Genomic DNA, 13477 nt, shown 5'->3' with positions numbered 1-13477 from the left:
TCATGAGAAGAGTCATCATCGATACAGATACAGCAGGAGACGATACGATTGCGATCCTGACGGCATTGCATCACTTTCAGGTGGAAGGCATCACCATTACGGGCGGTAACGTACAATTCGACCAGGAGGTTGAAAATGCCCTGTACACGGTACAGGTTGCTGGACATGGCGGCAAGGTGCCTGTGTATAAAGGTTGCGAGCGTCCGCTAATGGCCTACGGAAAAGCTCAGCACCGCACAGTGGAAGATGTGCATGGCGATGATGGCATGGGCGGCGCGCATTTTCCGAAGGCGGATCAGCGTCCCGAGAGCCGTCACGCGGTTGATTTTATCATTGAGAAGGTGCATGCACATCCGGGTGAAATTGAACTTCTGGCGATTGCCCCGCTGACCAATATTGCGATGGCGATCCAGAAAGACCCCACGATTATTCCGGAGATTGCTCACCTGTACATCATGGGCGGAACGAATAATGCACTGGGCAATATCACACCGGCAGCGGAGTATAACTTCTACGTGGACCCGGAAGCAGCGAAAATTGTACTGCATGCAGGCATTCCTATTACGATGGTTGGCTGGGAGATGTGCACGCAATATTCAGTGATGGACGATGACGATCATGCAGAGATTGCGGCTCTGGGTACATCGGGTGCCGATTTCTTCACCGCTATCAACAAAGTGGTTATGCAGTTCAACAAGTCGGTACATAAACTCAATGGCACCACTCATCCCGATACGTTACTGATGGCTGTTGCGGCAGATGAATCCATCATGACCAAGTCGGGTCAATATTATGTGGATGTGGAAGCGGCAGGAGAACTGACACGTGGATACAGTGTGGTTGATATCAACGGACGTTTTGGCAAAGAGCCGAATGTACGTGTCTGTGAAGCCATTGATCGGCCAAAATTCAAATCCATGCTGCTGGACGTTCTCTCAGCGATCCAATAAACGCAGGAATTTAACTACAGGAAAAAGAAGAAAATCCGTGCCTATCCCAGGTACGGATTTTTTTTGCTCATTTTAATCTAATCTTGCAGCAACAAAAACGAGTGGATGCCGGTCGTGACCAGATCATGGTCTTCCTCATCAGGCAAACCCGATACTGTAATAGTGCCGACTTGTCCCTCATTTTTCAGAATCAGCGGGAAAGCGCCACCGGCCAGGACATAGTCCGATGAAGGCAGATTGAAGTCTTGCTCAAGTGTCTGGTTTTCACTTCTCAACCGCAGGGCGGTATGCCAAGAACTGGAGGAGAAATGATTCACCACGTTGTTCTTGCGGCGAATCCAGTCTTCGTTGTCGGGATGAGTGCCTTCCATCGCATGCAAAAAGAGACGATGTCCCTTTAGGGTAACGTCGATGGTCACGGCTTGGGAGCGACGCTTCGCTTCTTCGACCAGATGCAGGCCAAGTTGGAGTGCTGTTTCAGAATCAAATGTGTCAAATACCAAGTCCTTTTCTTCCTGTTGCATTTCCTTTAATTTCTCTGTCGTGGTCAGGTTCAAATTACAGGCATCCCCTTTACGTATATGATTGATGTCTACATTCGACATGGATTGGTGTAGTCCCTTCTGGATGCAGTCTGAACGATGTTAGTGGACGTTATTTGCGTGGTTAAAGACCGTTCATTTGGAGACCGTACATCGGCTGTGTTAAAGTGAAGGGAACCTAATATACATAACTCTTAAAGTTAAAATAAGTTATTGCTACGTAGGCAGGAGGAGAAGCACGATGCTGTTTTATTTTGTAGCACTGCTGGTGACTTTGGTGGACCAGGGAACCAAGATTGCAGTGAGGATGTATATGGAAGTTGGCGACGTCATGAGACTGGGTAACTCGGGCATGCAGTTACAGCATTACGAGAACAGTGGAATGGCGGGCAGCATGTTTCAGGGAAATGCGCGTCTGTTCGGTGTGATTGCTGTTCTGTTCATAGCAGGCATGCTGTATTACCGGAGTAAAGGTGAGATTCGCGGTTTCTGGATGCAAGCAGGCGCGGGTTTTATGGTCGGTGGGGCTTTAGGAAATGCGATCGATCGATTTATTTATGCCCGGGTAACGGATTTCCTCGTATTTCCGTCAGGACGCGGGATTTTGAATCTCGCTGATGTCGCAATTAACATCGGTGTGGTCATGATCATCATCGGTATGTTGATTCGTGCATATCAGAGTTATCGGGCCAAGCGTTTACGTAATGCTTTGCCGAAAGCAGAACGTTCGTAATAGGTTGGATAAAAGCGTTACAGTGGCTGAATATAAGCTGAAAAAATGAGGGGCATTGGATATCATCCAGTGTCCTTTTTGTTATGCCTGATTCAGGTCATGGGAAGAACTGCCTTGATTCATTTTTATCGAAACCGTTTTAGAAATAATAAAGACGTATATCATCCATTCAGATTGAAGTCGGATTGGAAGGATTAACCAAATGGTTATTTCACCATCTGAATGGGTAAATTCTTACGTATAAAGCTGAGGGAGGTACAACATGAGAACAACGCTTACCAAGGCTCTCGGGACAATGTTGCTGTGTGGAATGATGGCTGTACTTTTATCTTCCTGTACCAGTGGAGATAGCGCGAATGGCAAAGTGCAGATTGAATTTTTCCAGAACAAGCCTGAAGCCAAAACAACCTTTGATGAATTAATTAAAACGTTTAATGCGGAGCATGACGATATCCAAGTGACACAGGTGAATCCGCCCGATGCGGAGACAGTACTGAAGACGCGTGTCGTCAAAAATGATATTCCGGATATTATGGCCATGGGGGCAACCGACACCTATTCCATTCTGGCTCAGAGTGACATTTTCACCGATCTGACGGATAGCACATTACTCCAGACGATTGATCCGAACTACATACAAATGCTGAATGATCTCACAGGCATGGACGAAGTGACAGGTATTCCTTACGCGACTAATGCAAACGGCATCATGTACAACAAAACGCTGTTTAAGGAAATGGGATTGGACGTGCCCAAGACGTGGGATGAACTCATTGCAACCGCCCAAAAGATTAAGGATGCAGGTGAGATTCCATTTTACTTCACATACAAGGATGACTGGCAGACGAGCCTGCCGTTCAATGCACTAGCCTCCAATCTGGTTGGTATTGATTTCTACCAAGAGCGGCGAGATAACAAAGTGACGTTCAAAGAGAAGTACCGCGAGGTAGCCGAGAAGCAGCTGGAACTCATGAAGTACGGTCACGGCGATAACTTTGGTAAAGCTTATTCGGACGGTAACCGTGCTTTTGCCAACGGTGAAGCCTTTATGTACATCCAGGGAACCTGGGCCATCTCGGAGATTCGCAAAGCGAATCCAAATGTGGATATCGGTTTTTTCCCATTCCCTACGGGTAACGATGCCAGCGAGATCAAGCTGGTGAACGGGATCGACTCCCTGTTTACCATTGCGGCGGACACGCCTAATCGCGAGCAGGCAGAGACGTTTATTGCGTTTCTATTAGAGCCTGAAAATATCGGAAGATATATTGACGAACAGACGCTGTTCTCTGCGGTAGAAGGTGTGAAGCAGGATGATCCTGCCGTACAGGAATTGATGCCATATATCGAGCAGGGCAAGGTTATTGACTTTCCCGATCACTATATTCCGGCTGCGGTGCAGCTGAATTCCATCGTTCAGTCCTTTTTGCAGAACCAAAACATCGACAACTATCTAGATACACTCGACAAAGAATGGGACAAGGTTGCTAATCGGCGCTAAGCCTTGTCAGAAGGAGGATGGAGTATGAACAAGCGTATCGCACCCTATTACTGGATGACGGTTCCGGCGGTTGTATTGTTCTTTGTATTTATGACGCTGCCGGCCCTCCAGGGCATCTATTATTCATTTACGAATTATAACGGATTCGGGAAAGAATATGATTTTGTTGGTTTCAAAAACTATTTCAACTTGTTCCAGGATGACAATGTAGGTAATGCCTACTGGTTTACGTTCAAGTTCGCGATCGTGGTGACGATCCTGACCAATATCCTAAGCCTGCTCATTGCACTCGGGCTGAATGCCAAGATCAAGTTCCGTAACTTTTTCCGCGGCATCTACTTCCTGCCCAATATTCTGAGTGTGCTGATCGTAGGTTACATATTTAACTACCTGTTCTCCAACGTATTCCCGATCTGGGGACAAAATCTGGGCATCAACGCGCTATCCACCAACATTCTTGGCAGCGAGAGTCTGGCTTGGATTGGTATCGTCATTGTTGCAGTATGGCAATCCGTGGCCCTGAATACGATTCTGTATTTGGCTGGTCTGCAAACGATACCAACGACACTATACGAGGCATCCAACCTCGACGGTGCAGGCAAATGGCGTGAATTCTGGAGTATTACATTCCCGCTGATTGCACCTTTCTTCACCATTAATATGGTGCTTGCGATGAAAAACTCGCTTATGGTCTTCGACCAAATCGTAGCCTTGACCAACGGTGGTCCCGGACGGGCGACGCAGTCCATCTCCCATCTGATCTACACCGGAGGATTTGAAGGCGGCGAATATGCATATCAATCTGCGAACTCGGTTATTTACTTCATCGTTATTGCGGTGATTTCAATTCTGCAAATCCGGTTCCTGCAAAGAAGGGAGATGGATCTGTAATGAGAGGTCGTACACGAATCAATTGGCTCGTTATGCTGCTCGTTGTGCTGGGTACCCTGTTTATCCTGTTCCCATTGTATATGACCGTTACAATAGCTTTGAAAAATCCGGAACAGATGGCCCAATCGGTCTTTGCCATTCCGACGACACTTCACTGGGAGAATTTCGCGAGAGCCATCGACATGACAAACTTCTTCCAATCGTTCCGTAACAGTGCAATCGTTACCGCATCAACTGTGCTCTTGACGTTGCTCAGTAACTCGATGGTGGCCTATGCGATTGCGCGGAATATGGAGAAACGCAAGTTTTTCAAAGGACTCTATTATTACTTCGTCAGTGCGATGTTCATCCCATTTCCAATCATCATGCTGCCGATTGTTAAGCTGACAGCATCGCTAGAGATGACAAATCTGGTAGGTCTGATCTTGCTGCACACGGTATATGGCCTGGCATTTAACGTATTTGTGTACGTTGGATACATCCGTTCCATTCCGGTAGCGCTGGAGGAAGCGGCATTTGTGGATGGGGCGACAACCTGGGGCACGTTCTGGAAAATCATTTTCCCTCTCATGGCACCCATCAGTGCCACGGTTGGTATTCTGACTTGTCTGTCCACGTACAACGACTTCTTGCTGCCACTCATTATTATCAGTGATCCAGGACAGTACACGCTGCCGCTGGTACAGTATGTATTCCAAGGACAGTTTAATACTGAATTTAACCTTGCGTTTGCATCCTACCTGCTCGCGTTGCTTCCGATGATTATCATCTACCTGTTTGCACAGAAGTGGATCATCAACGGGGTTACCCAAGGGTCCGTGAAATAACTGAAGTTGTGTGGGGAAGAAAAAGATAGATGTAAAAGGAATGGACAAATGTGAAGGAATATGAACAAAGAGAGGTGGACTTTAAAAGTCCCCTCTCTTTTTTTGATCCTTGTCATTTAACGTTTGAGAACTCTTCGGGAGGATTGATTAACCTGTAAAACTATGCTATTTTTTAGTCGTTAGTTTAATCGGTAAACAAAGATAGTGAGAAGAAAATTAAGGTTCAATTATGCAAGCGCTTTAACGAGAAAAACTGAATCGTAGATAAATCCGGCATCGTTTGTACCCAGTCTTCAAGAGCACGGGCGTAAGGTGGTGGGTTCTTTTACATGCCAAAAAGAGAGGAGAATGGGGAAGTTGCACGGGAAAAAAGGACATTTTAACTCACTTCGCAATCAGATCTTCATTGGTTTTGTTATGGTGATGCTTGTTGTTCTGCTGCTCGCAGGCATAACGGCTTATGATCGGGTAGCTGCTTTGCTGAAAAGCAATGCGGAGAAACATATTCACCAAACCGCCGTCCAAGCCAGTGGCAGATTGGATGCACTCATTGCACAAGTGAATTCGCTGACCGCCCAAGTGGCGGATGATTCATACGTGCAGCGTCTGCTTAGCGATGAGAAGCAAGGCAACCCGGCAACCTTTAATCAGCGCCAAGCTCTCTTGCAGATTGCAGGCAGTTATCAGTCTTTCATCAACGGAGCGCAGAGTATGGAGATATACACCACGGGTTATAACCGCATCTTTCCGATGGATGACCGATCCCTCGATCTCAGAGTGGAGCGCAACTGGATCAACCTGGCGGATGAAGGAAAAGGCAGACTGGTATGGGCAGGTGCTGACCCTGAAGATCCGGGTGTGCTTCTAGCTATTCGACGGATTAACCTCCTGGATCATTCTTTTGAACATGGAGGTTATGTGGTGGTGCGGATGCAGCGCAGTTTTTTTCAACTCAATGATTCGAATGGGGCAGATGGTTCGCAGGACTCTATCATGCTCTTGGATGGGGTGGGCGAAGTGGTGACTTCCGATCTGGAGATCAATCTCGATCCCAAAGCCATATTGGACAGTGGATCAGTCGTGCAGAACGGGGAGGAATCCTATATCGTCGTCCGGCAAAAATCGGAGTTAACGGGATGGACACTTGCTGTCCTGACCCCGCTGCGGGAGACAACGGAAGGTGTATCCATCTTGAGAACGGCGCTGCTCGTTTCGGGAATGATTGGTGTTGTTCTGTTCCTTATCATGTCCTTCTTTCTGTCCACAATGATTACACGTCCGCTCATACGTCTGATGAGGGCCATGCGCAGTGCACAGCCGGGAGCAATGAGACCTAATCTAATGGTTAGCTCTACGATGGAGATCAATGAACTCAACGACGTATATAACCAGATGGTCTACAGGCAGAATGAATTGACCCGTGTGGTTCATGAGAAGGAGGTCATGCAGTCCCGGGCCGAGTTGAAGGCGTTGCAATCTCAGATTAATCCCCATTTTCTATTCAACACGCTGGAAGCGTTCTATTGGTCCCTTGAGGAGAAGGGAGACGAGGAGATGGCACGTATGGTGGTGGCGATGTCCCGATTATTTCGCTACATCATCTCCAGTTCGCAGCAGGATGAATGGGTTACGATTGCCGACGAGCTGGAACACGCCGAGCGTTATCTTCAAATTATGCAGATGCGGTTGGGAGAGAGAATGCAATGGGAGATTCAGCTGAGTGATGCGGTGCGTAAGGTCGCAATACCGAAACTGCTTATACAGCCCTTAGTTGAAAATGCGATTCTTCATGGGGTTGAAAGTAAACTGGGCCCGGGAAAGATAAGCGTCCATGTGGATGCTTCGACCGAGAAAAATCTGGTTCGCATTGAGGTTCGGGATGATGGTCCCGGTATGGATGAATTACGGCTTCAATCTGTCATTCATGCTTTACATGGCGGGCCCGCTGTATCTAACAAGGGTACAGGCGTAGGTTTAATCAACGTACATCGGCGACTGAAGCTTTACTTTGGCAGCCAACTTGGCGAACGTTGCAGGCTTTCCATAACAAGTAAGGTTGGGCAAGGAACTGTCATTTGCTTTGAGATTCCCAAGGAAACGGAGGGTGCACATGATTCATGACAAAACGATTCTTATCGTTGATGATGAGCCGCGTACAAGAGAGGGTATTCGCAAAACACTGGAAGGATGGTCGGCAGGACGAAATCATATTCAGACTGCAGAAAGTGGCGTCGAGGCTGTGGAATGGCTCAAGAAAAAGCCGGCAGATCTGTTAATAACGGATGTTCGCATGCCGGAATTCTCTGGCTTGTCTCTGATTGAAGCCATTCAGCACTTTTCGAACAAGCCTGTTGTCCTGATTATGTCGGGGCATGCCGATTTTCAATACGCCCAGCAGGCCATTAAGTTGGGTGTTGTAGAGTATATGTTGAAACCGATTGATAAGGAACAATTGCTGCAGACCGTCGAAAAAGCCCTAAAGTTCAGCGAACAACAACGACGTATTCAAACGATGCAAGAAATGGTTGACCCCAAGCTGCTGGATGTTAAGGAGCGAGGGGATCAGAGGCTAAATAGCCAGATCAGTGAAGCTTTGACCTATGTGGATACTCATCTGGGTGAACATGTAACCATGCGTGAAATCGCTGATTTACTCCATCTCAACTCCAGTTACTTCAGCGTATTGTTTAAGGAACAGATCGGCATCAATTTTAGTGAATACCTTACCCGCAAACGCATTCAGCGGGCGAAGGAGTTGCTTGTGCAGACAACGATGCCAATCTCGGAGATTGCGGAACAGGTGGGTTATCAGACGGATAAGTATTTTATCACAGTATTTAAAAGCCTTGAGGGGCTAAGTCCAAGCAAATATCGGCATTCCCTATCTGAACGAAATAACAAATAACCTCAAAAAAGTGGAGTTTTTCCAAATTGTTCTGGTCTTATAGGTGTGATGAGCCCGTGTTACAATTTGGTTAAAGCGGTTACATTAACCGAAAAAACCAAGGGGGTTGGAATAATGAGCAAAAAGACGATGGCCATTCTTCTGTCATGGACGCTGGTTCTCGCCGTAGTTTTATCCGGATGTAACAGTTCAAGTTCGGATGAAGAGGGTGAAACAGGCAGCAACGGCACAGATGGGAAAGTAACCCTCAAATTCATGCACCTCTGGCCAGCAGGCAGTTCCGCACAGCAAAACAAACTGGTCAACGATATCATCAAGCAGTATCAGACGGATCATCCGAATGTAACCATTAAGCAGGAAGTGCTGGAGAATGAACAATATAAGAACAAATTGAAAATTCTGTCGGCATCCAATGAACTTCCCGATGTTGGTGTAACTTGGGCTGCCGGATTTCTGGAGCCTTATGTGAAGGGGAACCTGTTCGCACCGGTCGATGATCTGCTGAGTGACTCGCTGGGCGAGAAATTCATAGCCGGAACAACCGAAGCTTATGCGATAGACGGCAAAACATATGCGCTACCAATCGAGTTGAATATCTCCCCCATTTATTATAACAAAGCCATTTTTGCAAAATATAACTTGCAGCCGCCAGCAACGTACGATGAATTCCTGAGTGTGCTGAAGACACTGACAGAGAACGGTGAGGTTCCGATCGCACTGGGCAATAAAGACCGCTGGACTGGCTCGCTCTGGTATATGTATCTGGCGAATCGGTTAGGTGGAGATGCATTGGAAAAGGCCATCAATGGCTCTGGCAAGTTTGACGATCCTGCGCTGACTCAAGCTGCTGCCGAGGTACAAAAACTGGTGGATATGAATGCCTTCAACAAAGGTTTCAACGGGTTGTCTAACGATGAGGGCAAATCCGAATTCATGAACGAAAAAGCTGCCATGTATCTGATGGGCACCTGGGAACTGCCAAACTTCACGACTAACCCGGACATCCCGCAGGAATTTAAGGACAAAATCGGATTTTTCAAATTCCCAACAATGGAAGATGGCAAGAGCGATATTAACAGCTGGGTAGGTGGTCCAGGTGTAGGGTTGTTCGTGGCCCAGAACTCCAAAGTGAAGGAAGAAGCGCAGAAGTTTGTGCAATACTTTGTGGAAAAATGGGGTGAAAGTTCGGTAACTGAAGCAGGCGTCATCCCGGCTACCAAAGTGGATACGGCGGCAGTACAGTTGCCACAGCTCTATATTGACCTGCTCAACGAATTGAATCAGGCCAGCAGCCTTACGCTCTTTGCAGACGTACAGATGAAACCGGCAGCCGCTCAGGCCCATCTGGACATGATTCAGGCATTGTTTGGCAAAGCGGTAACACCGGAGGACTTTGTGAAGAATCATCAGGCTGCAATTGATAAAGGCAATTGACGTACACACGTTTGAACGCTTGAAGGGAGGATAATGTGATGGACAAAGTCATGTCCAACCGTCTCGTTGCTGCGTTGTACGTGCTTCCTGCACTGCTTCTGCTGCTGGTCTTGGTTTACATCCCGATCGTGCTCACCGGATATTATGGGTTGATGCAATGGGACGGGATCGGTGCAATGACCTTTATTGGATTGGATAATTACGCCAGACTGCTTCAAGACGGGACATTCTGGCAGAGTGCGAACCATACTTTTTTGCTTGCATTGTTCTCTGCGCTGAGTCTGATCGGTTATCTGATGATTGCTTTGGTGCTGTCAGGCAAGATCAAGGGTGCCAATCTGTTCCGCAAAATATATTTGATCCCGATGCTGCTGTCTTCGGTCGCGATCGCCCAGTTATGGCTGAAGATCTATCATCCCAGCAATGGTGTACTGAACACCTTTCTGGAAGCGATCGGCTTCAGCAATCCGCCAGCTTGGCTGGCGGAGCCATCCCTGGTGTTGTATGCACTATTCGTACCGATTCTATGGCAGTATGCAGGCTTCTATATTTTGATCTATTATGCGGCCCTCAAAAATATTCCGGAATCTCTGGTGGAAGCAGCCCGGATTGATGGGGCAAGCCCTTGGCAGATCGCTTTTCGAATCAAGCTGCCCCTTATTACAGAAGTCATCAAGGTGACTGTGGTACTGGCAGTGGTGGGCTCACTCAAGTATTTTGACCTCATCTACGTGATGACCGATGGCGGACCGAATGGCTCCAGCGAAGTGATGGCCTCCTATATGTATCGTCAGGCGTTCCGTAGCTTCGACTTTGGTTACGGCAGTGCTGTAGGGTTCTTCCTGCTCTTGATCTGTCTGCTTGTTACCTGGCTGCTTCGTAAAGCGACGGCATCCAAAGATACGATCCAGTATTCCTGACGTAAGTGAAATGAAAGGAGGTCTATCCCGGTGAAGACGGATACGGCCGTTAGATTGCCAACTTACCCGGGGACAGGCCGAGGTTCGGCGTGGTTAAGGAGATTCGGATATGTTCTGCTGTATTTCCTCTTGTCCCTGGTAGCTTTGCTGCAAATTTTACCTTTGGTATGGCTACTGTTATTCTCGCTTAAAAATAATCAGGAAGTATTCGACATGGCGCCTTTTTCCCTTCCTGCTACTCCGCGTTGGGAAAACTATGTCAAGGTATGGACAGAGGGAAATATCAGCTTGTACTTCTTCAACAGTGTATGGATTACGGTGGTCTCGGTGGTGGTCACCGTGCTGTTTGCCAGTCTGGTGACCTTTGCCATTACACGTATGCGCTGGAAGGGTCGTTCGCTGGTGCTGGGGCTATTTATGGTAGGTCTGATGATCCCAGTACACTCCACGTTGATCCCTTTGTTCAGCTTGTTCCTGAAGCTTCATCTCACAGATCATCCTTTGTCAGTCATCTTGTCTTATATTGCCTTTAATATGCCAATAACCATTATGATTCTACTTGGATTCTACTACGCGCTTCCCCGAGAAGTGGAAGAAGCCGCAGTGATGGATGGTTGCTCCGTGCATCGGATTTTCTTTCGGATTGTGCTGCCAATGACGTCTTCGGTCATTTCCACAACGGCGATCATCAACATGATCTATAACTGGAATGAATTCATCTTTGTTAATACGTTCATCAGTACAGATTCGTACAAAACCCTGACTGTTGGTGTACAGAACTTTATCGGTCAATATACAACGGATTGGGGAGCCATTGGTGCAACGCTGATGATTAGCATTATGCCAATCCTGATTGCTTTTCTCATCTTGAGTAATCGAATTGTGGAGGGCATTGCTGCGGGTTCTGTTAAAGGTTAAAAGGTTGAGGGTCCAAGGTCCTTCCATTACTTGCTTAAAAGCGAGTTGGGAGGGGCCTTTTTTGTCTTCTGAAACCTCTGATAAGCTTACGGAAATGGGGCTTTATGAAAGCAGTGAAAATACCTATTTATGGAATTACAAAAAACTTTCAACTATTTTCGCAAAACTACTGCATTTTCAAACCACCTGTGCTAACATACCCTAAGAATTAAAGCCCACATGGGAAAGGTGAGAAAATGACAGCAATATCCTCAACCAAAGAGTCCCTTCGTTCTGATGCCAAGGATCTGAATCTGATTCGACTTACATGGCCTATTTTCTTGGAACTCTTCTTATTTATGTTGATGGGGAGCGTGGATACGCTCATGCTCAGCTCGGTATCCGATAATGCGGTCTCCGGCGTTGGAGCAGCCAATCAGATTATTTCTATCGCTATCCTTGTATTGGAAGTCATTGGACATGGTGCTGCGATTGTAGTCGCACAATATATCGGATCCAAAAAGTTAAGTGAAGCAGCACAAGTTACGGGTAATGCGATCACACTGAATCTTATCGTAGGTCTGGTCCTGAGCGGAATCTTCCTTCTGTTCGGAGGACATTTGTTATCACTCCTGAACATTCAAGGCGAAATTTATGATTTTGCCCGTTCGTATATAAATATCGTTGGTGGCGGTATCTTCCTTCAGGCGCTCATTAATGCGCTGGCTGCGACGATTCGTACACATGGTTACACCAAAGAAACGATGTATGTTGCTGTATTCATGAACGTGATTCACGTTGTTGGTAACTATGCATTGATCTTTGGACACTTCGGCCTGCCGAAGCTTGGGGTGGAAGGGGCAGCGATCTCCACGGTGGGAAGCCGTTTTATCTGCCTTCTGATCTTCTTCTGGTTGTTGTATCGTGTGAGCGAGGTACGGGTGGATTTTGAATACTACATTAAGTTGTCTAAGAAATTCATTGGCAAAATTCTGCGGATTGGCATTCCGTCTGCGATGGAATCCATGGTATATCATTCCTGCCAGCTCGTGTTCACGCTGTATGTGACCTATCTGGGCGCAGAAGCTATGGCAACCAAGCAGTATGCGGGTAATATCTCCAGCTATATCTACTTGTTCAGCATGGCGATTGGTATGGGGACATCGATCATTGTAGGTCGGCTTGTGGGTGCGCGGCGTAAAGACGATGCGTACAAACGTGTTTTTGACAGTGTAAAATGGGCCCTTCTGGCCACGGTTATCATTGATGTAATCATCATTTTTTTCCGTGTGCCGCTGATGAGCATATTTACGGATAATCCGGAAATTATCAAGCTGGGGGCTCAAGTGATTTTGCTCAGTCTTTTGCTCGAAACTGGGCGTACCTGCAATATAGTGATCATTGGTTCCCTGCGTGCGGCAGGGGATGCAAAGTTCCCGGTATACATGGGTCTGATCTCCATGGTCTGCATGAGTCTGCCACTGGGATACCTGCTCATATTCAAGCTTCATCTGGGGCTCGCTGGTGTATGGCTTGCCATTGCGGCGGATGAGTGGACCCGCGCGGTCATTATGTACTTCCGCTGGAAGAGTAGAGCTTGGGAGAAACATGAACTGGTGGAGCATGATGACGAAGAGGTTGGTGCACAGCCGGTACCAGCTGTCTGACGAAGAATGTTGTGCAAATAGATAAAGCAAATAGATAAATGAACCTGTTGTAAATCAATGAAGTGGCTCTAGAGTAGCCACAGGGCGGCGGGTTCCCAGAAGAGTCAATTACGGAAAGGATTCCATCCGTGATTGGCTCTTTTTTTCGTTCGGGATAGAGGCCAACCAAAGTGAAGATAGCAAAAATGATCAAAACGACGATGACATCCT

The 13477-nt window shown here is 47.1% G+C and carries 12 protein-coding genes; 11 read left to right on the top strand and 1 reads right to left on the bottom strand.

The window, feature by feature from the left end:
• Window positions 1-2 precede the first annotated feature (2 nt).
• The gene (locus MHH92_RS28785; RefSeq protein ID WP_253504054.1) at window positions 3-950 is read left to right on the top strand and encodes a nucleoside hydrolase; all 948 of its coding nucleotides are present in this window, start codon (window positions 3-5) and stop codon (window positions 948-950) included.
• Window positions 951-1027: 77 nt separating this feature from the next.
• Here MHH92_RS28785 and MHH92_RS28780 read toward each other — a convergent pair whose 3' ends face one another.
• Window positions 1028-1555, bottom strand: a complete 528-nt coding sequence (locus tag MHH92_RS28780) for a heme-degrading domain-containing protein (RefSeq protein WP_253504051.1) — start codon at window positions 1553-1555, stop codon at window positions 1028-1030.
• A 178-nt stretch (window positions 1556-1733) separates the two neighbouring features.
• Here MHH92_RS28780 and lspA point away from each other — a divergent pair, with 178 nt between their 5' ends.
• The 10 genes from lspA (at window position 1734) to MHH92_RS28730 (ending at window position 13267) form a co-directional block, all read left to right on the top strand.
• A complete protein-coding gene (gene lspA / locus MHH92_RS28775) occupies window positions 1734-2225 on the top strand; it encodes a signal peptidase II (RefSeq protein WP_036606631.1) in 492 nt (163 codons plus the stop codon).
• A 310-nt stretch (window positions 2226-2535) separates the two neighbouring features.
• Window positions 2536-3726 carry an ABC transporter substrate-binding protein gene (locus MHH92_RS28770; RefSeq protein WP_425320289.1) on the top strand — a complete coding sequence of 397 codons (1191 nt, stop codon included), beginning with the start codon at window positions 2536-2538 and terminating at the stop codon, window positions 3724-3726.
• Window positions 3727-3750: 24 nt separating this feature from the next.
• Window positions 3751-4617 (top strand): carbohydrate ABC transporter permease, encoded by an 867-nt coding sequence (locus MHH92_RS28765; RefSeq protein WP_036606633.1) that lies wholly within the window; start codon window positions 3751-3753, stop codon window positions 4615-4617.
• Window positions 4617-5444 carry a carbohydrate ABC transporter permease gene (locus MHH92_RS28760; RefSeq protein WP_133386229.1) on the top strand — a complete coding sequence of 276 codons (828 nt, stop codon included), beginning with the start codon at window positions 4617-4619 and terminating at the stop codon, window positions 5442-5444. Before MHH92_RS28765 ends, MHH92_RS28760 begins: the two co-directional genes overlap by 1 nt.
• Window positions 5445-5801: 357 nt before the next feature.
• Window positions 5802-7565, top strand: a complete 1764-nt coding sequence (locus tag MHH92_RS28755; RefSeq protein ID WP_340907415.1) for a cache domain-containing sensor histidine kinase — start codon at window positions 5802-5804, stop codon at window positions 7563-7565.
• Window positions 7555-8349, top strand: coding sequence for a response regulator transcription factor (locus tag MHH92_RS28750; RefSeq protein ID WP_340907414.1), 795 nt, complete (start codon window positions 7555-7557; stop codon window positions 8347-8349). The genes MHH92_RS28755 and MHH92_RS28750 overlap by 11 nt, the downstream gene beginning before the upstream one ends.
• Window positions 8350-8463: 114 nt before the next feature.
• On the top strand, window positions 8464-9783 hold the full coding sequence (locus MHH92_RS28745; RefSeq protein WP_340907413.1) for an extracellular solute-binding protein: 1320 nt from the start codon (window positions 8464-8466) through the stop codon (window positions 9781-9783).
• A gap of 38 nt (window positions 9784-9821) precedes the next feature.
• Entirely contained in the window at window positions 9822-10703 is an 882-nt protein-coding gene (locus MHH92_RS28740) for a carbohydrate ABC transporter permease (protein WP_036606643.1), read from the top strand.
• Between the two features lie 54 nt (window positions 10704-10757).
• On the top strand, window positions 10758-11621 hold the full coding sequence (locus MHH92_RS28735) for a carbohydrate ABC transporter permease (RefSeq protein ID WP_307417033.1): 864 nt from the start codon (window positions 10758-10760) through the stop codon (window positions 11619-11621).
• A 236-nt stretch (window positions 11622-11857) separates the two neighbouring features.
• Window positions 11858-13267, top strand: coding sequence for an MATE family efflux transporter (locus tag MHH92_RS28730; protein ID WP_036671595.1), 1410 nt, complete (start codon window positions 11858-11860; stop codon window positions 13265-13267).
• Window positions 13268-13477 lie beyond the last annotated feature (210 nt).

The sequence above is a fragment of the Paenibacillus sp. FSL M7-1414 genome (assembly GCF_038003195.1).
In the GTDB taxonomy this organism is placed as follows: domain Bacteria; phylum Bacillota; class Bacilli; order Paenibacillales; family Paenibacillaceae; genus Paenibacillus; species Paenibacillus amylolyticus.
Note: the sequence above shows the minus strand (reverse complement) of the source record. Positions and strands in the feature narration are given on the sequence as shown.

Coding starts and splice junctions, on each gene's coding strand:
- MHH92_RS28785 (WP_253504054.1), top strand. CDS start 3: ATGAGAAGAGTCATCATCGATACAGATACAGCAGGAGACGATACGATT.
- MHH92_RS28780 (WP_253504051.1), bottom strand. CDS start 1,555: ATGTCGAATGTAGACATCAATCATATACGTAAAGGGGATGCCTGTAAT.
- lspA (WP_036606631.1), top strand. CDS start 1,734: ATGCTGTTTTATTTTGTAGCACTGCTGGTGACTTTGGTGGACCAGGGA.
- MHH92_RS28770 (WP_425320289.1), top strand. CDS start 2,536: ATGATGGCTGTACTTTTATCTTCCTGTACCAGTGGAGATAGCGCGAAT.
- MHH92_RS28765 (WP_036606633.1), top strand. CDS start 3,751: ATGAACAAGCGTATCGCACCCTATTACTGGATGACGGTTCCGGCGGTT.
- MHH92_RS28760 (WP_133386229.1), top strand. CDS start 4,617: ATGAGAGGTCGTACACGAATCAATTGGCTCGTTATGCTGCTCGTTGTG.
- MHH92_RS28750 (WP_340907414.1), top strand. CDS start 7,555: ATGATTCATGACAAAACGATTCTTATCGTTGATGATGAGCCGCGTACA.
- MHH92_RS28745 (WP_340907413.1), top strand. CDS start 8,464: ATGAGCAAAAAGACGATGGCCATTCTTCTGTCATGGACGCTGGTTCTC.
- MHH92_RS28740 (WP_036606643.1), top strand. CDS start 9,822: ATGGACAAAGTCATGTCCAACCGTCTCGTTGCTGCGTTGTACGTGCTT.
- MHH92_RS28730 (WP_036671595.1), top strand. CDS start 11,858: ATGACAGCAATATCCTCAACCAAAGAGTCCCTTCGTTCTGATGCCAAG.